Raw genomic sequence first — 19,697 nt, forward strand, 5'->3', positions numbered from 1 at the left:
CCATTGGCTGACCCCTTTTTTTATTTGAGTGGTGGCAACGTGGTGGCAGAGATTTAATCACTGGTGAGAGACATAACAACGCTGCTTTCGTAGACTTCTTTTAAATTGATGGATTCTGTCTGGATATGGTGGCGCGGATATTCACGCTATTCATTTTCAGGAACCTAATTGCGAGCAATGGGAGTCGCAAAATAAGGTAACAGCAGAGATAAGAAAAGAGGTGCAAATATTAGCGTGGCCAGTGCCACGCTAAGAGTATTTATTCACTATTTGGTCGATTATAGACCGTAAACCAGGGTTACTGATGTGGTGGTATCAGTATTTTTTGGGGCGCTGGCCGGTGGTTTGGTATTGTAAGTTACGATGTAAGCCAGGCGCAGAGCAAAGCTTTTATTGATTGCTACGTTCAATGCCGTTTCAGAGTTCAGCGTAGTATCTTCGTTAGCCAGAGCAGAAACACCTTCACTCAATACGGTATTATCAGTCAATTGATAGGTATAATTTGCGCCAGCGTAAGCCAGTGCGTTTGTTTCACGACCACCGCGATAGAATTCGTCATGGCGTACGCCGGGACCAAATTCTACCCGCAGATCGTGTAAACCACCCGACAATACTTGGCGGCCATAGCCGGTAGTCACGACAGAACGGGAATCATAGCCGTTATAGCGATCATTCAGCCAACTGGCTTGCCCGAATATGTAGTTGCGATCGGTCAGGTTGTAACGCGTGCGCCCACCTAACTGATAACGTTCAGAGGACCTCACCTCATTGGAGCTAGTGTTTCTTGCTGACCCCCAAAGGCTATAGGCGGTATTCGGCTGGAACCAGGTTAAGGTCGAGTTGGCTGTCAGGGTTGAGTTATTAGTATTTCCTGATTGAGCGTTATAACCCGCCTCTACATTGCCAACAAAACTGTGTTTAGCCGTAGATGGGTCATCAAGAGCAGTAAACACCGTTGCATCTGCAAATGCGGATGTTGTAAATAATGAAATGGCTAACGTACTGAAATAAAAAGGTAACGCCTTGGTGTGACGCAAAGAAAACATAGTGCTTCCATGGTGAAAAAATAAAATTGAGAATGCGGGCAGCATTGTAGCAACTTGCGATCAAACTTATTCATAAGATATTGCCTATCTTCAAAGAAGTTATATCAAATGACTTTTAAAGATAAGATTATTATTGGCAATTGCTTAGAGTGAGGGAAATTAATGGCAAAGAGAGCAGTCAAAAAGTTATAAACCCTATTTATGTAAATTAATAAGTAATAGTTTTGTCGCCCAATATTTTATTTTTTCGCGTTAACTCATCCGATTTAACTTAACTGGGTGGTTTTTTTTTAAAAAAAGGGGCCATCTTTCAGCCCCTTACTTTTACATGAATGTAGTCACCAGTAGATAGCCGGTAATGCAGGAACAAGCCACGCCAATCAACCCAGGGATGATAAAGCTGTGGTTAATAATAAAACGGCCAATCTTAGTCGTACCTGAGCGGTCAAAGCCAATGCAGGCTAGATCGCTAGGGTAAGTTGGCAACACAAAATAACCATAGGCTGCAGGGAAGAATGCAATCAGCATTTTTGGATCGACGCCTAACTGCAAGCCCATTGGTGCAATAGCTGCTAATGCTGCGGCTTGGCTATTCACTAACTTGGAAACTAAAAATAGCACAATGGCGTAAGTCCAAGGCTGACTTTTTACCACGTCTTCCAGCACCAGTTTCAAGTCTTCCATATGAGCCTGGAAAAAGGTATCACTCATCCAAGCGACACCAAATACTGAGAAAATGGCGACCATCCCGGCTTTAAAAACGGCACCGTTAGCGATATCGCTGGGTTTTACTTTACAACCTATAAGAATAACTGCGCCGGCAATTAACATCATCATCTGGATAACCAGATTCATCGATAAGGGTTTGAATATACCTTTTACTTCATATGCCGGACGTAAATCACCAAATGCACCTAATAACACGACAATGGCAATAGCACTGAAAAATATCCAGGTAGACCAGTAAGCTTGTTTGGGGAAAACCTGATTGAGTAAGGTATCATTACTGCCATAAATGAAGGCACGTTGTTCTGGATCTTTAATCCGCGCCTGAAAATCAGGATCCTTATCTAAATCTTTACCACGACGCAAGCTCCACAATGCTGCAGCCAGCACACCAACTAATGACGCGGGAACAGAAACTGCCAGAATTTCCAATATGCTGTAGGCATGGCCGATGCCATGGGCTGCGCCAATAATAGAAACCAGAGAAACGACAGCCACCGACACGGGTGATGCCGTAATTGCCATTTGTGAAGCGACGGAAGCGACCGCCATTGGCCGTTCAGGGCGAATTCCTTTTTTTATCGCAATATCAGAAATGATCGGGAACATGGTATAAACCACATGTCCAGTCCCGCATAAAAAGGTTAATGTCCAGGTAGTAAAGGGTGCTAATAGCGTAATATGTTGCGGATGTCGGCGTAATAAACGTTCGGCAAATTGCATCATAACATTTAATCCGCCAGCGGTTTGTAATACGGAAGCACAACCAATAACAGCTAATATCGTCAGCATGACATCAACTGGTGGTTTACCCGGTTCAAGGCCAAATATAAAGGTTAAAATAAACAGGCCGATCCCACTAATAAGGCCAAGCCCCATGCCCCCAAAGCGAGTACCTACCAGTAGGCACATAATAATAATTGCAAATTGCAGCGTTATCATAACTATCCTTTGTATTTTTCGGTATTAAAAGAGGCTATTAGCCAATCCTGGTTTTAAATGACATAGATTTATTTACTGCAACCATCAAAGCACAGATCGCTAAAGTAAAAACTTGGCTAATATCAAGGGAGTGTTTTTTATTTAATGAATGAATTAAAACCGAGAGCAAGATCTTGTTTTTATTATTTTTTATCGATAAAAAAGAATAGGGATAATTGGCGTTATGATAACGGAGAATTAATGTCAATAATTTGTTTTAATATTGTTCTTTATGATGATGCGTGTTGAGTTCGTGGTTATATTATTTTGACCAGTGTCGTTCCAGCATTTCGATATTAGCGGAGTTTATACTATTTTCAGTGTTGCCATATTCTCATCATGGAGAATGATAAATCACTGAGTAAACGAAGAGTATTAGATTTTTATATTTTATTGGGTGAGATTTTCAGCATGACTTTTGCTGGTTTTTTATTAAAACGATAAGGTTACGTAATTCCAAGCTTTTCTTTTAGTGTTTTAAGATAACGTCGACTAACTGGAATATGTTTCCCCGTACGCGTCACCACTTCAGCAGAACCATTATCCAGTAGCTGTATTTCCCTCAGTTGCTCAGTATTCACCATATATTGGCGATGACAGCGAATAAACGGCGTTTTTTCCTCCAGTGTTTTCAGCGAAAGTTGGGTATACCCAGATTGAATCACGCCAACGACATGTACGCCGCTTAGTTCAGAACTGAGGTATTCGACCTCTTCTATTTTCAGCAAAAATATTCGGTTATGGCCAGAGCAGGGGATATGTCTAAGCATCGGCTCAGTGATTTTGTGTAAATTATTATTTACATTCAAGCCGCGGCGTAACCGGGTCAGTGTTTTTGCTAATCGTTGCTGATCGAGCGGTTTTAACAGATAGTCAAAAGCATGCTCTTCAAACGCTCTAATAGCATATTCGTCGTAAGCGGTAACAAACACAATATGGGGCATGTTCTCTGGGTTCAACATGCTGGCTAACTCTAGCCCGTTAATGCGCGGCATTTGAATATCGAGAAAGATAACATCCGGTTGTAACCGTTGAATCGCGGGGATTGCTTCAATAGCGTTACTGCACTCGGCGATAACCTCAATATCCTGTTCTTCACTCAATCGCTCGCGTAAATCTTCACGGGCGGGTTGTTCATCATCGACGATGATCGCTCTCAGCATACTGCCTCCACAAATTTTCCTCATTTTATCATGGTGATTTACTGTCTGGAGAACCAACATTGCAAACTGCGACATCCCGCAAAGTTAGCTTCAATGTCGCTGTAAATTTAGTGGTAATTATTTATTTACATATATGGATTGAAAAGTTTACATGACATGATATTGTGAAGCTCAGAAACAACATCGCACACCAAACGACATTCGCTCAACAGAGATAGGTAGGGAATATGATCATGCAAAAAGATGCACTCAATAACGTTCATATCAGTGCTGAACAAATACTGATTACGCCAGAAGAACTGAAAAATCAGTTCCCATTGAGTGAAAATGATCAATATGCAATCGCCTCGGCGCGCAACACTATTGCTGATATCGTTCAGGGGCGTGACCCACGCTTATTAGTGGTTTGCGGTCCTTGTTCCATTCACGATGTGGATGCTGCGTTGGATTACGCTCGTCACCTGAAACTTCTCTCTGCCGAATTAAGCGATAGTCTGTATATCGTGATGCGTGTGTACTTTGAAAAACCCAGAACGACCGTGGGTTGGAAAGGGCTAATTAACGATCCGTATATGGATGGATCTTTTGATATGGGAGCCGGTTTGCATATTGCTCGCCGTCTGCTACTTGATTTGGTGGGGATGGGGCTGCCGCTGGCAACTGAAGCCCTGGATCCGAACAGTCCGCAATACCTGGGTGATTTATTCAGTTGGTCGGCTATTGGTGCTCGTACCACAGAATCACAAACGCACCGCGAAATGGCATCCGGTTTATCGATGCCCGTTGGCTTTAAAAATGGCACTGATGGCAGTTTGGGTACGGCGATTAATGCGATGCGTGCTGCATCAATGGCACACCGTTTTGTCGGTATCAACCAATCAGGGCAGGTTTGCCTGTTACAGACGCAGGGCAATCCTGATGGACATGTGATTCTACGTGGTGGTAAGACGCCAAACTACAGTGCTCAAGATGTCGCGCAGTGTGAAAAACAAATGCAAGAAGCAGGGCTTACTCCATCCTTAATGATAGATTGCAGTCACGGTAACTCAAATAAAGATTTCCGTCGTCAGACGGCGGTGGCCGAATCAGTGATGGCGCAAATTAAAGACGGTAACCGTTCGATTATTGGTGTGATGCTGGAAAGTAACATTCATGAAGGGAATCAGTCATCTGAGCAACCAAGAGAATCCATGCATTACGGTGTTTCAGTGACAGATGCGTGTATTAACTGGGAAACGACCGAAACCCTGTTACGCACCATGCATAAAGAGTTAAGCTCGGTACTGACGGCGCGGACTGTAGGGGAAGAGTAGATGGTGGCTGAACTGACCGCATTGCGCGATCAAATTGATGAAGTGGATAAAGCACTATTGGATTTATTAGCCAAGCGACTCAGTCTGGTGGCTGAAGTCGGCGAAGTGAAAAGCCGCTTCGGTTTGCCGATTTATGTACCCGATCGGGAGTCAGCGATGCTGGCTTCCCGCCGAAAAGAGGCTGAGGCGCTGGGTGTTCCACCTGATTTAATTGAAGATGTTTTACGCCGGATTATGCGTGAGTCATATACCAGTGAGAATGATAAAGGCTTCAAAACGCTGAATCCAGATTTGCGGCCAGTGGTGATCATTGGCGGTAATGGGCAAATGGGTCAATTGTTCAGCCGGATGCTGCTGCTCTCTGGGTATCAGGTCAAAACGCTGGAGCAAGAAGATTGGCCACAGGCCGAATTTATTCTGGCGGATGCTGGTATGGTGATTGTCAGCGTACCGATTCATGCCACCGAAGAAGTGATTGCTCGTTTACCTAAATTGCCGCCAGATTGTATTTTATTGGATCTGGCCTCGGTGAAAAATCGGCCGTTACAATCAATGCTGGCGGCGCATGATGGCCCAGTTGTAGGGCTGCATCCCATGTTTGGGCCAGATGTTGGCAGTTTGGCGAAGCAGGTTGTGGTGTATTGCGATGGACGTCAACCAGAAGCTTATCAATGGCTCTTGGAACAGTTGCAAGTCTGGGGCGCGCGGTTACATCGAATCAGTGCCGTTGAACATGATCAGAATATGGCCTTTATTCAGGCTTTGCGCCATTTTGCAACTTTTGCCTATGGTTTACATCTGGCGGAAGAGAATGTGCAGCTTGAGCAACTGTTAGCACTATCATCGCCTATTTACCGTCTGGAGCTGGCGATGGTTGGGCGGTTGTTTGCCCAGGATCCGCAGCTTTACGCAGATATTATTATGTCGTCGGAAGATAATTTGGCACTGATTAAGCGCTACTACCAACGCTTTGGTGATGCAATCAAACTGTTGGAACAAAGCGACAAACAGGCATTTGTTGCCAGTTTCCAAAAAGTGGAACATTGGTTTGGCGATTACGCCGAGCGCTTCCTACAGGAAAGTCGCTCACTGCTACGTCAGGCTAATGATAATCGGCAATAATCAGGGTGATTGATTGAGGCTGGTGATAAAGTCATCCTGTTGCTGGGATGACTTTTTTATGGGGGTAATAGCGGATTTAACTCGGATTAACCGGTACAACGTTTTCACTTGGATAGCAGCCAAGCACTTTCAATGACCGGGTAATCGGCATTAAGTCGCTCAACGCTTTCTGCATGGCCTCTGAACGCAGGTTAGCCTGCACATCAATATAAAACATTTCCTCCCACGGGTTTCCATTGATTGGTCGGGATTCCAGCTTGGTCATAATGATACCGTGCTCTTTCAATACCAAAAGAGCTTCAACCAATGCACCAGATTGCTGGCCTGTCGCCATAATCAGGGTGGTTTTGGCCGGAATCTGTTCGGAAACATCGATAGCTTTACGCGCCAGCACGATAAATCGAGTGATATTTTGCTGCTGGTTGGCCAAATCATGTTCCAGTACTTGCAAACCGTAGAGTGCGCCTCCGGCTTCGCTGCCTAGTGCCACCGCTTTCGGGGAGTTTAACTGCGCGACTTTCTCCATCGCTGCCGCAGTGCTTTCGCAATATTCAATTTTCCAGTGTGGAAAGCGATTAATAAATTGGCTGCATTGCTGGAAAGGTTGTGGGTGGCTATAAACCGTTTCAATCTGGTTTAAATCGGTTTCTGTTGCCGTCAATACACAGTGGTTAATTGGATTAGTTAGCTCGCCAACAATAGACAGGCTGGTGTGCTGGAGTAAGTCGTAGACATCATTGATTGAGCCGGAACTGGTATTTTCAATCGGTAAAATGGCGTAATCCGCCTGCCCGGTTTCAGCCTGAGTGAAAATATCCTGAAATTTTAGGCAGCCGCACTCAATCAGACTCTCAAAATGGCGGGCGGCATACTGGCGGGCAGCCAGATGAGAGTAGGAGCCTTTTGGTCCAAGGAAGGCGATTCTGGCAGAATGAGCGGCGGTTTGATTAAGTTGATGCTGTAACAATGCCTGCTGCGTCAGTACTGAGTCTTCAATAATCAGTTGGAATAAGCGGGTAATATAAAATCCGTCGAGGTCATAAGGCTTAGCCGCAGTAATCAGCGCCGCTAGCAAATCGCGCTCCCGCTCTTTATCACGAATAGGACGGTGACTGTGTTGTTTGGCTCGTGCAACTTCAACGGCTAATTCACGCCGTTCCGCTAATAGTGCCAGCAGCTTTAAATCTAATGCGCTGATGCATTCTCGTAGCACCAGTAACGGCTTATCTGTCATAGGTCTGCCTTATTATATTCTCAGAATGATTTATGCATAAAAAAAGCCTCCCGCTTGGGAGGCTTGTTTGTTCGTCTTCGCATTCTTTATCACACGACGAAACGCCTCCCAATCAGGGGAAGGTAAAAAAGAATGCGAAGAAAAACACTTTGTGGTTCATGGTATGACCTAATAAATGGTGACTAAAGTTAACTTAACCGTCGCAGGTTATGGCGTCAATAAAAAACGCGCCCGAAGGCGCGTTAGATCCTCAATAAGATGGTCTACCCGTTACTCTTCCTGTTCAGGTTCCTCAATCAGATTGACATCTTTGATACTGGCTGCAGTACGTCGCGCTTCACCTTTATGCTGAACTTTATTGAGTTGTCGTTCGAGTTTCGCGATTAGCTCGTTGATTGCGGCGTACATATCATCATGCTTGGCACTGGCAACCAAAGGGCCGTTAGGCGTACTGATGGTGGCATCAACGACAAATCCTTCAGGGTCTTTAGACAGCACGATATGTGGATTGATCAGTTGGGCCTGCCATTTATCCAGTTTGGTCAGACGGTCTTCAACATGCTTACGAATTGCTGGGGTAATATCCATTTGTTTGCTGGTAATGTTGACTGTCATATGACTTACCTCTTTGTCTTGTCCGTCTTGGATAACTTCAGCATACCTCTCTTTTCAACAAATAGAATGATCTAAATCACATTTATTTGTCACGTTTTGCAAAGACAGATTGAACTGTGAGCCTTTCTAGATAAAGTGATTTAAGGGATTGAATTATTGGATAAAGTATTGCAGCATCGATAGGTATGTCCCGCTGTGTTTTGTTAAACTTTCCGATTTATAACAACCATCATTGAACAACCATTATTGGCTAATGCCAACCAAACTCCATTCGTTGAAAGAATAATGCGGCTTTGCTGCAGACGGTGATTAGCATGACGAATTTAACGCTATTCCTTATTGTGTAGCAACAATGGGGATTACCGTAAATCGCAGGGGGCAAGAACAAAAACGGCAGCTTAACTTTAAGCTGCCGTTTATTTTATATTGGTAACGAGGAACGGTTATGCCGGATTAGCAGCAATCACTTTATTCACTTTGTCGGCTTGCGCATTTAACTGGATTTGCTTGTAGGCATTTTCCATCAGTGGTAGCGCATCACGAGTGGCTTGAGTGCCGGGATAATCCCGCATCATTTGCTCAACGCGGTTAATTACCGCAACGTAAGCACCACGCTTAGTGTAGTATTCAGCAACGGCCAGTTCATGCTTGGCCAGTCGATTCTTTAGATAAACCAGGCGTTTTTGGGCATCTGTTGCATACTGACTATTAGGATGACTTTGAATTAACTGGTTAAAATCGCGGAAGGCAGCTTTTGCATGCTGCGGATCGCGGTCTGAACGGTCAATGCCGAAAAAGCCTTGCAATGCACTGTCATCCAGAGCCATGTCAGTCAGACCACGCATGTATAATACGTAATCAATGTTAGGATGTGTGGGATTGAGCCGCATAAAGCGATCGATCGAGGCTTGAGCCAGTGGCAAATCGGCAGATTTATAATAAGCATAAATCAAATCCAACTGCACTTGCTGGGAGTAAGGCCCGAAAGGATAGCGATTATCTAACGCTTCTAGTTGCGTAATAGCTCCCTTAAAGTTACCGTCCTGCAGTTTTTGCTGCGCGGTAGCATAGAGCTCAGAAGGCGGGTTGTCGGGAACCACGTCCTTGTTACTGGAGCAACCGGTCAGCACCAGGCTCAACGTGGCGGCAGCCACCAGATATTTCATACGCGTCATGACGTTTTGATTATCCTCGAAGTGTTATTCCGGGAGACTGTCCGTTAAGCTCCCGACAAAGATCTAGATACAATAGCACATTATATTAAACGGCATCGCCGTCAAAACCCAACGTTAACGAAGAAGCTGCATATGGCACAACAAGTACAACTCAGCGCAACGGTGGCCGAATCTCAACTCGGACAACGTTTAGATCAGGCTTTGGCCGAATTGTTCCCTGATTATTCACGATCTCGTATAAAAGAGTGGATTCTGGATGATAAGGTTTCGGTCGATGGTAAGACAATTAATAAACCAAAAGAAAAAGTGTTGGGTGGCGAGATCGTCGCGATTGACGCTCAAATAGAAGAGGCCGCTCGCTGGGAACCGCAGGAAATCCCACTGGATATCGTGTATGAAGACAGTGATATCCTGGTTATCAACAAACCACGCGGTTTGGTCGTGCACCCCGGTGCTGGCAATCCAGATGGCACGGTATTAAATGCATTGCTGTATTACTACCCTGAAATCGTCGATGTACCTCGTGCAGGTATCGTTCACCGCCTGGATAAAGACACCACTGGGTTGATGGTCGTGGCGAAAACCGTGCCAGCACAAACCCGTCTGGTTGAAGCGTTGCAAGCGCGTGAAATTACTCGTGAATACGAAGCCGTTGCCATTGGCAAAATGACGGCGGGTGGCTTGGTGGATGAACCTATTTCTCGTCATTCAACCAAACGTACTCACATGGCGGTTCACCCGATGGGCAAACCGGCAGTAACACATTACCGTATTATGGAACATTTCCGCGCCCATACTCGTTTGCGTTTGCGTTTGGAAACGGGCCGTACCCACCAGATTCGTGTGCATATGTCTCATATTAATCACCCGTTGGTGGGCGATCAGCTTTACGGTGGCCGTCCGCGTCCACCAAGAGGCGCGTCGGACAACTTTATCACTGTCCTGCGTGGCTTTGACCGTCAGGCGCTGCATGCCACCATGCTGCGTTTGTATCACCCAATCAGTGGCGTTCAGATGGAGTGGCATGCCGCTCTACCGGAAGACATGATTGAGCTGATCACGGCACTGAAAGCTGACACTCTGGAGTTCAAAGACCAGATGGATTGGTAATGCAGTCGCTGATTCTGCCGCAGTGGCCTCAGCCTGAGCGCGTCAAATCGTGTAGTACAACTCGCGAGGGCGGAATCAGTTCGCCACCTTATCATTCCTTGAATTTAGGGACACATGTAGGTGACGTGGTTGCTGATGTCGCAAAAAATCGTCAGCAACTGATGCTGTTGGCGAATTTGCCACAGGCGCCATTGTGGCTGGAACAGGTTCATGGTACTCGCGTGGTGCGCCTGACTGGCGAACCCGTGGTGGATTTGCAGGCTGACGCTGTATACAGCAACGTTCTGGGGCAAGTTTGTGCGGTTATGACTGCCGATTGTTTACCGGTACTGTTTTGTTCACTGGCGGGAGATGAAGTCGCGGCGGCTCATGCTGGCTGGCGCGGATTATGTGCCGGTGTACTTGAGCAGACGCTCGTGGCATTCAGTGCAAAACCTGCTTCTATTATTGCTTGGTTAGGGCCTGCCATTGGGCCTCGGCAATTTGAAGTGGGTGCAGAAGTGAAGCAGGCATTCGTTAGCGCAGACTCCCAAGCTGCGCTGGCGTTTACTCCGTTTGGTGATAAATATCTCGCAGATATTTACCTGCTGGCCCGTCAGCGGTTACAGGCTGCGGGTATCCATGGGGTATTCGGTGGCGACCTTTGTACCGTCAGTGATGAACAGCGTTTCTTCTCTTATCGCCGCGAAGGAATCACTGGCCGCTTGGCAAGTTTAATCTGGTTGATATAACCTATTGAATCAAGACGGTCCACTGACGCATACCGCAAAACTCAAATATACTTGTTAAGACAACCTTGAAAACTTGAGGGGTGACCTCATTTAATCTCCAGTAGCAGTCTTGACATGTATTGGAGGTGTTATGCGTTTGGATCGTCTTACCAGTAAATTCCAGCTGGCCCTCGCCGATGCGCAGTCTTTGGCTCTTGGGCGTGATAATCAATTTATTGAACCACTGCATTTAATGAGCGCTTTGCTGACTCAAGATGGCGGTACCGTTCGCCCGTTATTAACCTCTGCCGGTATTGATGTGGCGCGTTTACGCACTGAAATCGATCAGGCTCTGGGGCGACTTCCTCAGGTTGAAGGTACTGGCGGTGATGTTCAACCTTCGCATGAATTGGTACGGGTACTAAACCTGTGCGACAAATTAGCGCAAAAACGTGCAGATAAATTTATCTCTTCAGAGTTGTTTATACTGGCGGTACTTGAAGATCGTGGGTCACTGACCGACTTGCTCAAGGCCGCGGGTGCCACAGCCGACAAAATCAGCAAGGCTATTGAACAAATGCGTGGTGGAGACACTGTTGATGATGCTGGCGCGGAAGATCAGCGTCAGGCATTGAAAAAATACACCATCGACCTGACCGAACGTGCCGAATCTGGAAAACTCGATCCGGTTATTGGTCGCGATGAAGAAATTCGCCGCACCATTCAGGTATTGCAGCGTCGAACAAAAAACAATCCGGTACTTATCGGTGAACCCGGCGTTGGTAAAACTGCCATAGTTGAAGGCCTGGCACAGCGTATCGTTAATGGTGAAGTGCCTGAGGGCTTGAAGCATAAACGTGTGCTGTCACTAGATATGGGGGCGTTAATCGCTGGCGCTAAATATCGTGGTGAATTTGAAGAGCGCCTGAAAGGGGTACTGAACGATCTCTCTAAACAGGAAGGCAGCGTTATTCTGTTTATTGATGAATTGCACACCATGGTCGGCGCAGGTAAAGGTGACGGTGCGATGGATGCCGGTAACATGCTGAAACCCGCACTGGCTCGTGGCGAATTACACTGCGTAGGTGCGACAACCCTTGATGAGTATCGTCAGTATATAGAAAAGGATGCCGCGTTAGAGCGTCGCTTCCAGAAAGTGTTCGTTGCCGAACCAACGGTCGAAGATACCATTGCGATCCTGCGTGGTTTGAAAGAACGCTATGAATTACACCACCATGTGCAAATTACTGACCCGGCGATTGTCGCGGCGGCAACATTGTCGCATCGCTACATTGCGGATCGTCAGTTACCGGATAAAGCCATCGACTTGATCGATGAAGCCGGTTCCAGTATTCGTATGCAGATGGATTCCAAACCGGAATCATTGGATCGTCTGGAACGTCGGATTATCCAGCTAAAACTGGAACAGCAGGCGCTGAATAAAGAGTCTGACGATGCCAGTAAAAAACGGTTGGAAATGCTCAACACAGAATTAGAGCAGAAAGAACGTGAATATTCAGAGCTGGAAGAGGAGTGGAAAGCTGAAAAAGCCTCTTTAACCGGTACTCAGAATATTAAAACCGAGCTAGAGCAGGCCAAAATCAGTCTGGAACAGGCGCGCCGCGTCGGTGATCTTGGCAAAATGTCAGAATTGCAGTACGGAAAAATCCCGGAACTGGAAAAACAGTTAGCGGCCGCGACTCAGGCCGAAGGCAACACCATGAAGTTGCTGCGTAACCGCGTAACCGAAACGGAAATTGCCGACGTTCTGGCGCGCTGGACCGGGATCCCAGTTTCGCGGATGCTGGAAAGTGAGCGGGATAAACTGCTGCGGATGGAGCAGGACTTGCATAAACGGGTAATTGGTCAAAACGAAGCAGTTGAGGCGGTATCTAATGCGATTCGTCGTAGCCGTGCCGGTTTGTCCGATCCTAACCGTCCGATTGGCTCATTCCTGTTCCTCGGGCCTACCGGGGTGGGTAAAACCGAATTGTGTAAAGCGTTGGCTACTTTCCTGTTTGACAGTGACGACGCGATGGTTCGTATCGACATGTCCGAGTTTATGGAAAAACACTCCGTATCTCGTTTGGTTGGTGCACCTCCGGGCTACGTTGGTTATGAAGAAGGCGGTTACCTGACTGAAGCGGTACGCCGTCGTCCTTATTCAGTGATTTTGCTGGATGAAGTCGAGAAAGCACACCCGGATGTCTTCAACATCTTATTACAGGTGCTAGATGATGGACGGCTGACCGATGGGCAGGGGCGAACTGTAGACTTCCGTAATACAGTGGTCATCATGACGTCTAACCTGGGTTCGGATTTGATTCAGGAACGTTTCGGTGAAAGAAGTTATACCGAAATGAAGAACATGGTTATGGAGATTGTCGGTCATCACTTCCGCCCTGAATTCATTAACCGTATAGATGAAGTTGTTGTCTTCCATCCGTTAGGTCGGGCACAGTTGGCATCAATCGCCAAGATTCAATTGGCGCGGTTGTACAAACGCCTGGAAGAACGTGGCTACGAAGTCACTATTACCGAACCGGCTCTAGAGTTTCTGGGCGAAGCTGGGTTCGATCCGGTATACGGGGCACGGCCATTGAAACGGGCTATCCAGCAGGAAATCGAAAATCCGCTGGCGCAGCAGATACTTTCAGGCAAGTTATTGCCGGGTATCCCTGTCACATTAGATGTCGTCGATGGGCACATCGTGGCCAAACAGTAAATCGTGGAATGGAACGGGGCAATATTTCGCCCCGTTCTGTTGTTTATTTATCCATAAATGGCGTTTTTGGCGCATTTATAGCCGGTTGGAAAATTATTTGAAATTAGGGGTTGCAGCCTGTCAGGAACTCCCTATAATGCGCCTCCACTGACCGGGAACAACGAAACATACTTCGCCGGGTCAGGAAGAGAACAGATGAGTTTGACTTCGAAAGAAACCAAATAAAACCTTGACTCTTCAGCGGGAAAGCGTAATATGCACCTCCCGCGTTACCGTAAGATTCGCCGCAAGCGAACAGGTAACGAACGCTCTTTAACAATTTATCAGACAATCTGTGTGGGCACTCGCAAGGCGATATCTAGCCTGTTTCGGCAGGCAGAAGAAATATCAAAGTCTTGAAGAGTGACCAAAGCAGTACACATTTGAACTTCGGTTCGAATGCATATTTGCAGAAAGTAATCTTTGAGCATCGCTACCCTCGGGTAGCAAATCAAACAAATCTTAAATTGAAGAGTTTGATCATGGCTCAGATTGAACGCTGGCGGCAGGCCTAACACATGCAAGTCGAGCGGCAGCGGAAAGTAGCTTGCTACTTTGCCGGCGAGCGGCGGACGGGTGAGTAATGTCTGGGGATCTGCCTGATGGAGGGGGATAACTACTGGAAACGGTAGCTAATACCGCATAACCTCGCAAGAGCAAAGTGGGGGACCTTCGGGCCTCACGCCATCGGATGAACCCAGATGGGATTAGCTAGTAGGTGGGGTAATGGCTCACCTAGGCGACGATCCCTAGCTGGTCTGAGAGGATGACCAGCCACACTGGAACTGAGACACGGTCCAGACTCCTACGGGAGGCAGCAGTGGGGAATATTGCACAATGGGCGCAAGCCTGATGCAGCCATGCCGCGTGTGTGAAGAAGGCCTTCGGGTTGTAAAGCACTTTCAGCGAGGAGGAAGGGTTAAGTGTTAATAGCACTGAACATTGACGTTACTCGCAGAAGAAGCACCGGCTAACTCCGTGCCAGCAGCCGCGGTAATACGGAGGGTGCAAGCGTTAATCGGAATTACTGGGCGTAAAGCGCACGCAGGCGGTTTGTTAAGTCAGATGTGAAATCCCCGAGCTTAACTTGGGAACTGCATTTGAAACTGGCAAGCTAGAGTCTTGTAGAGGGGGGTAGAATTCCAGGTGTAGCGGTGAAATGCGTAGAGATCTGGAGGAATACCGGTGGCGAAGGCGGCCCCCTGGACAAAGACTGACGCTCAGGTGCGAAAGCGTGGGGAGCAAACAGGATTAGATACCCTGGTAGTCCACGCTGTAAACGATGTCGACTTGGAGGTTGTGCCCTTGAGGCGTGGCTTCCGGAGCTAACGCGTTAAGTCGACCGCCTGGGGAGTACGGCCGCAAGGTTAAAACTCAAATGAATTGACGGGGGCCCGCACAAGCGGTGGAGCATGTGGTTTAATTCGATGCAACGCGAAGAACCTTACCTACTCTTGACATCCACAGAACTTGGCAGAGATGCCTTGGTGCCTTCGGGAACTGTGAGACAGGTGCTGCATGGCTGTCGTCAGCTCGTGTTGTGAAATGTTGGGTTAAGTCCCGCAACGAGCGCAACCCTTATCCTTTGTTGCCAGCACGTAATGGTGGGAACTCAAGGGAGACTGCCGGTGACAAACCGGAGGAAGGTGGGGATGACGTCAAGTCATCATGGCCCTTACGAGTAGGGCTACACACGTGCTACAATGGCAGATACAAAGTGAAGCGAACTCGCGAGAGCAAGCGGACCACATAAAGTCTGTCGTAGTCCGGATTGGAGTCTGCAACTCGACTCCATGAAGTCGGAATCGCTAGTAATCGTAGATCAGAATGCTACGGTGAATACGTTCCCGGGCCTTGTACACACCGCCCGTCACACCATGGGAGTGGGTTGCAAAAGAAGTAGGTAGCTTAACCTTCGGGAGGGCGCTTACCACTTTGTGATTCATGACTGGGGTGAAGTCGTAACAAGGTAACCGTAGGGGAACCTGCGGTTGGATCACCTCCTTACCTAAAGATACGCATTGCGTAGTGTCCACACAGATTGTCTGATAGAAAGTAACGAGCAAATAAGGCCGGACTGAGAAATTGGTCGGGCTTTAGTACCTTGTTGGGTCTGTAGCTCAGGTGGTTAGAGCGCACCCCTGATAAGGGTGAGGTCGGTGGTTCAAGTCCACTCAGACCCACCAACTCATCTTCCTACTCCGTTGCAGCGGCATTCGTTTATCACCATCAACGTCATGTCACTGTATGTTGTCTGAGAATGAGTTATGCCGATAAGGTATTTTGCTTTTTATATGGGGCTATAGCTCAGCTGGGAGAGCGCCTGCCTTGCACGCAGGAGGTCAGCGGTTCGATCCCGCTTAGCTCCACCATATAAAAAAACTATTTCAAAACGTATTGCTACCGCAAGGTGAGCAGTGTGTTGTGAAATATTGCTCTTTAACAATCTGGAACAAGCTGAAAATTGAAACGATACAGCTGAAACTTGTCTCTCCGTAGCAGTACTGAGATAAGGAGTACCCTGTATCAGAGTCTCTCAAATAATTGCAATGCGATGTGTTTATCCTTTGTTGCAGTGTGAGTGAGAAGATACTCGGCGAAGCGTACAGCGCACGGCAACCGAAGTGAACTTGAGGTTCATGAGGATGGCGCGTACTGCACAATAACGCAGAGTGTGTTCACCACCACACCAGTAAAGAAAAGACACCTTCGGGTTGTGAGGTTAAGCGACTAAGCGTACACGGTGGATGCCTAGGCAGTCAGAGGCGATGAAGGGCGTGCTAATCTGCGAAAAGCGTCGGTAAGCTGATATGAAGCGTAATAACCGACGATACCCGAATGGGGAAACCCAGTGCAATTCGTTGCACTATTGCATGGTGAATACATAGCCATGCAAGGCGAACCGGGGGAACTGAAACATCTAAGTACCCCGAGGAAAAGAAATCAACCGAGATTCCCCCAGTAGCGGCGAGCGAACGGGGAAGAGCCCAGAGTCTGAATCAGTTGGTGTGTTAGTGGAAGCGTCTGGAAAGTCGCACGGTACAGGGTGATAGTCCCGTACACAAAAACACACTGGCTGTGAACTCGATGAGTAGGGCGGGACACGTGACATCCTGTCTGAATATGGGGGGACCATCCTCCAAGGCTAAATACTCCTGACTGACCGATAGTGAACCAGTACCGTGAGGGAAAGGCGAAAAGAACCCCGGCGAGGGGAGTGAAATAGAACCTGAAACCGTGTACGTACAAGCAGTGGGAGCACCTTCGTGGTGTGACTGCGTACCTTTTGTATAATGGGTCAGCGACTTATATTTTGTAGCAAGGTTAACCGAATAGGGGAGCCGTAGGGAAACCGAGTCTTAACTGGGCGTCTAGTTGCAAGGTATAGACCCGAAACCCGGTGATCTAGCCATGGGCAGGTTGAAGGTTGGGTAACACTAACTGGAGGACCGAACCGACTAATGTTGAAAAATTAGCGGATGACTTGTGGCTGGGGGTGAAAGGCCAATCAAACCGGGAGATAGCTGGTTCTCCCCGAAAGCTATTTAGGTAGCGCCTCGTGAACTCATCTTCGGGGGTAGAGCACTGTTTCGGCTAGGGGTCCATCCCGGATTACCAAACCGATGCAAACTCCGAATACCGAAGAATGTTATCACGGGAGACACACGGCGGGTGCTAACGTCCGTCGTGAAGAGGGAAACAACCCAGACCGCCAGCTAAGGTCCCAAAGTCATGGTTAAGTGGGAAACGATGTGGGAAGGCATAGACAGCCAGGATGTTGGCTTAGAAGCAGCCATCATTTAAAGAAAGCGTAATAGCTCACTGGTCGAGTCGGCCTGCGCGGAAGATGTAACGGGGCTAAACCATGCACCGAAGCTGCGGCAGCGACGCTTAGGCGTTGTTGGGTAGGGGAGCGTTCTGTAAGCCGTTGAAGGTGGCCTGTGAGGGCTGCTGGAGGTATCAGAAGTGCGAATGCTGACATAAGTAACGATAATGCGGGTGAAAAACCCGCACGCCGGAAGACCAAGGGTTCCTGTCCAACGTTAATCGGGGCAGGGTGAGTCGACCCCTAAGGCGAGGCTGAAAAGCGTAGTCGATGGGAAACAGGTTAATATTCCTGTACTGGGTGTGACTGCGAAGGGGGGACGGAGAAGGCTAGGCTAGCCGGGCGACGGTTGTCCCGGTTTAAGCATGTAGGCGGAGTGACTTGGTAAATCCGGTTGCTTATCAACGCTGAGGTGTGATGACGAGCCACTACGGTGGTGAAGTAGTTGATGCCAAGCTTCCAGGAAAAGCCTCTAAGCATCAGGTGACATTCAATCGTACCCCAAACCGACACAGGTGGTCAGGTAGAGAATACTCAGGCGCTTGAGAGAACTCGGGTGAAGGAACTAGGCAAAATGGTGCCGTAACTTCGGGAGAAGGCACGCTGGCATTAGGTAAAGAGACTTGCTCTCGGCGCCGAAGCCAGTCGCAGATACCAGCTGGCTGCAACTGTTTAATAAAAACACAGCACTGTGCAAACACGAAAGTGGACGTATACGGTGTGACGCCTGCCCGGTGCTGGAAGGTTAATTGATGGGGTCAGCCGCAAGGCGAAGCTCTTGATCGAAGCCCCAGTAAACGGCGGCCGTAACTATAACGGTCCTAAGGTAGCGAAATTCCTTGTCGGGTAAGTTCCGACCTGCACGAATGGCGTAATGATGGCCAGGCTGTCTCCACCCGAGACTCAGTGAAATTGAACTCGCTGTGAAGATGCAGTGTACCCGCGGCAAGACGGAAAGACCCCGTGAACCTTTACTATAGCTTGACACTGAATATTGAGCCTTGATGTGTAGGATAGGTGGGAGGCATCGAAGCGTGGACGCCAGTCTACGTGGAGCCAACCTTGAAATACCACCCTTTAATGTTTGATGTTCTAACTCGGCCCCATAATCTGGGGTGAGGACAGTGTCTGGTGGGTAGTTTGACTGGGGCGGTCTCCTCCCAAAGAGTAACGGAGGAGCACGAAGGTTAGCTAATCACGGTCGGACATCGTGAGGTTAGTGCAAAGGCATAAGCTAGCTTGACTGCGAGAGTGACGGCTCGAGCAGGTACGAAAGTAGGTCTTAGTGATCCGGTGGTTCTGAATGGAAGGGCCATCGCTCAACGGATAAAAGGTACTCCGGGGATAACAGGCTGATACCGCCCAAGAGTTCATATCGACGGCGGTGTTTGGCACCTCGATGTCGGCTCATCACATCCTGGGGCTGAAGTAGGTCCCAAGGGTATGGCTGTTCGCCATTTAAAGTGGTACGCGAGCTGGGTTTAGAACGTCGTGAGACAGTTCGGTCCCTATCTGCCGTGGGCGTTGGAAGATTGAGAGGGGCTGCTCCTAGTACGAGAGGACCGGAGTGGACGCATCACTGGTGTTCGGGTTGTCATGCCAATGGCATTGCCCGGTAGCTAAATGCGGAAAAGATAAGCGCTGAAAGCATCTAAGCGCGAAACTTGCCTCGAGATGAGTCTTCCCTGGGGCTTTAAGCCCCCTGAAGGAACGTTAAAGACTATGACGTTGATAGGCTGGGTGTGTAAGTGCAGCGATGCATTGAGCTAACCAGTACTAATGATCCGTGAGGCTTAACCTTACAACACCGAAGGTGTTTTGTGTTTGAGAGAATATGATTTTCAGCGAAGTATCCAGATTGGATTGACTGGTTGTGCAGAGATGCATGGCGGGTTGATTGAAACAGAATTTG

Annotated in this window: 12 protein-coding genes, 2 tRNA genes, 2 rRNA genes and 1 other annotated feature; of the genes, 9 read left to right on the top strand and 7 right to left on the bottom strand. The window is 47.9% G+C overall.

What is annotated here, in order from left to right; all coding sequences use genetic code 11:
- Positions 1 to 278: 278 nt before the first annotated feature.
- From DJ39_RS06900 to btsR, 3 genes are all read right to left on the bottom strand, one after another.
- Positions 279 to 1,046 (bottom strand): DUF481 domain-containing protein, encoded by a 768-nt coding sequence (locus DJ39_RS06900; RefSeq protein WP_004723092.1) that lies wholly within the window; start codon positions 1,044 to 1,046, stop codon positions 279 to 281.
- Positions 1,047 to 1,370: 324 nt separating this feature from the next.
- Positions 1,371 to 2,714, bottom strand: a complete 1,344-nt coding sequence (locus DJ39_RS06905; protein WP_004723093.1) for an anaerobic C4-dicarboxylate transporter — start codon at positions 2,712 to 2,714, stop codon at positions 1,371 to 1,373.
- 485 nt (positions 2,715 to 3,199) lie between these two features.
- Positions 3,200 to 3,916, bottom strand: a complete 717-nt coding sequence (btsR, locus tag DJ39_RS06910) for a two-component system response regulator BtsR (RefSeq protein WP_004723096.1) — start codon at positions 3,914 to 3,916, stop codon at positions 3,200 to 3,202.
- A 233-nt stretch (positions 3,917 to 4,149) separates the two neighbouring features.
- Here btsR and DJ39_RS06915 point away from each other — a divergent pair, with 233 nt between their 5' ends.
- Complete coding sequence (locus DJ39_RS06915; protein ID WP_038251272.1) at positions 4,150 to 5,229, top strand: 3-deoxy-7-phosphoheptulonate synthase; 1,080 nt, start codon at positions 4,150 to 4,152, stop codon at positions 5,227 to 5,229.
- Complete coding sequence (gene tyrA / locus DJ39_RS06920; protein ID WP_004723100.1) at positions 5,230 to 6,351, top strand: bifunctional chorismate mutase/prephenate dehydrogenase; 1,122 nt, start codon at positions 5,230 to 5,232, stop codon at positions 6,349 to 6,351.
- A gap of 76 nt (positions 6,352 to 6,427) precedes the next feature.
- On the opposite strand, the gene pheA is transcribed toward tyrA, so the two are convergent.
- The 4 genes from pheA to bamD all read right to left on the bottom strand — a co-directional run bounded on the left by pheA (position 6,428) and on the right by bamD (position 9,375).
- Entirely contained in the window at positions 6,428 to 7,585 is a 1,158-nt protein-coding gene (pheA, locus tag DJ39_RS06925) for a bifunctional chorismate mutase/prephenate dehydratase (RefSeq protein WP_004723102.1), read from the bottom strand.
- Positions 7,586 to 7,621: 36 nt separating this feature from the next.
- Positions 7,622 to 7,746 (bottom strand) — a sequence feature (Phe leader region).
- Positions 7,698 to 7,745, bottom strand: coding sequence for a pheA operon leader peptide PheL (gene pheL, locus DJ39_RS18165; RefSeq protein ID WP_193553631.1), 48 nt, complete (start codon positions 7,743 to 7,745; stop codon positions 7,698 to 7,700). It overlaps the preceding feature by 48 nt.
- A 109-nt stretch (positions 7,747 to 7,855) precedes the next feature.
- Positions 7,856 to 8,200, bottom strand: a complete 345-nt coding sequence (gene raiA, locus DJ39_RS06930; RefSeq protein ID WP_004723103.1) for a ribosome-associated translation inhibitor RaiA — start codon at positions 8,198 to 8,200, stop codon at positions 7,856 to 7,858.
- Between the two features lie 443 nt (positions 8,201 to 8,643).
- Positions 8,644 to 9,375: an outer membrane protein assembly factor BamD gene (bamD, locus tag DJ39_RS06935; RefSeq protein ID WP_004723105.1), complete on the bottom strand. Its 732-nt coding sequence runs from the start codon at positions 9,373 to 9,375 to the stop codon at positions 8,644 to 8,646.
- Positions 9,376 to 9,507: 132 nt separating this feature from the next.
- Here bamD and rluD point away from each other — a divergent pair, with 132 nt between their 5' ends.
- The 7 genes from rluD to DJ39_RS06970 all read left to right on the top strand — a co-directional run bounded on the left by rluD (position 9,508) and on the right by DJ39_RS06970 (position 19,586).
- Entirely contained in the window at positions 9,508 to 10,485 is a 978-nt protein-coding gene (gene rluD / locus DJ39_RS06940; RefSeq protein ID WP_004723107.1) for a 23S rRNA pseudouridine(1911/1915/1917) synthase RluD, read from the top strand.
- Positions 10,485 to 11,216, top strand: coding sequence for a purine nucleoside phosphorylase YfiH (gene yfiH, locus DJ39_RS06945; RefSeq protein WP_038251277.1), 732 nt, complete (start codon positions 10,485 to 10,487; stop codon positions 11,214 to 11,216). The genes rluD and yfiH overlap by 1 nt, the downstream gene beginning before the upstream one ends.
- A gap of 130 nt (positions 11,217 to 11,346) precedes the next feature.
- Positions 11,347 to 13,920 carry an ATP-dependent chaperone ClpB gene (clpB, locus tag DJ39_RS06950; RefSeq protein ID WP_004723111.1) on the top strand — a complete coding sequence of 858 codons (2,574 nt, stop codon included), beginning with the start codon at positions 11,347 to 11,349 and terminating at the stop codon, positions 13,918 to 13,920.
- A 503-nt stretch (positions 13,921 to 14,423) separates the two neighbouring features.
- Positions 14,424 to 15,966: ribosomal RNA gene (locus DJ39_RS06955) — 16S ribosomal RNA — on the top strand.
- A 102-nt stretch (positions 15,967 to 16,068) separates the two neighbouring features.
- A tRNA-Ile gene (locus DJ39_RS06960) sits at positions 16,069 to 16,145 on the top strand.
- Between the two features lie 110 nt (positions 16,146 to 16,255).
- Positions 16,256 to 16,331: transfer RNA gene (locus DJ39_RS06965), tRNA-Ala, on the top strand.
- Positions 16,332 to 16,679: 348 nt separating this feature from the next.
- Positions 16,680 to 19,586, top strand: a 23S ribosomal RNA gene (locus tag DJ39_RS06970).
- Together the 16S and 23S rRNA genes with 2 tRNA genes alongside form the textbook arrangement of a ribosomal RNA operon.
- Positions 19,587 to 19,697: the final 111 nt, after the last annotated feature.

Origin of the sequence: Yersinia ruckeri ATCC 29473, from assembly GCF_000754815.1 — a bacterium.
GTDB classification, from domain to species: domain Bacteria; phylum Pseudomonadota; class Gammaproteobacteria; order Enterobacterales; family Enterobacteriaceae; genus Yersinia; species Yersinia ruckeri.

Bases quoted from the DNA above. Each gene is read 5' to 3' on its own strand.
- DJ39_RS06900 (WP_004723092.1), bottom strand. From the start codon at position 1,046: ATGTTTTCTTTGCGTCACACCAAGGCGTTACCTTTTTATTTCAGTACG.
- DJ39_RS06905 (WP_004723093.1), bottom strand. From the start codon at position 2,714: ATGATAACGCTGCAATTTGCAATTATTATTATGTGCCTACTGGTAGGT.
- btsR (WP_004723096.1), bottom strand. From the start codon at position 3,916: ATGCTGAGAGCGATCATCGTCGATGATGAACAACCCGCCCGTGAAGAT.
- DJ39_RS06915 (WP_038251272.1), top strand. From the start codon at position 4,150: ATGCAAAAAGATGCACTCAATAACGTTCATATCAGTGCTGAACAAATA.
- tyrA (WP_004723100.1), top strand. From the start codon at position 5,230: ATGGTGGCTGAACTGACCGCATTGCGCGATCAAATTGATGAAGTGGAT.
- pheA (WP_004723102.1), bottom strand. From the start codon at position 7,585: ATGACAGATAAGCCGTTACTGGTGCTACGAGAATGCATCAGCGCATTA.
- raiA (WP_004723103.1), bottom strand. From the start codon at position 8,200: ATGACAGTCAACATTACCAGCAAACAAATGGATATTACCCCAGCAATT.
- bamD (WP_004723105.1), bottom strand. From the start codon at position 9,375: ATGACGCGTATGAAATATCTGGTGGCTGCCGCCACGTTGAGCCTGGTG.
- rluD (WP_004723107.1), top strand. From the start codon at position 9,508: ATGGCACAACAAGTACAACTCAGCGCAACGGTGGCCGAATCTCAACTC.
- yfiH (WP_038251277.1), top strand. From the start codon at position 10,485: ATGCAGTCGCTGATTCTGCCGCAGTGGCCTCAGCCTGAGCGCGTCAAA.
- clpB (WP_004723111.1), top strand. From the start codon at position 11,347: ATGCGTTTGGATCGTCTTACCAGTAAATTCCAGCTGGCCCTCGCCGAT.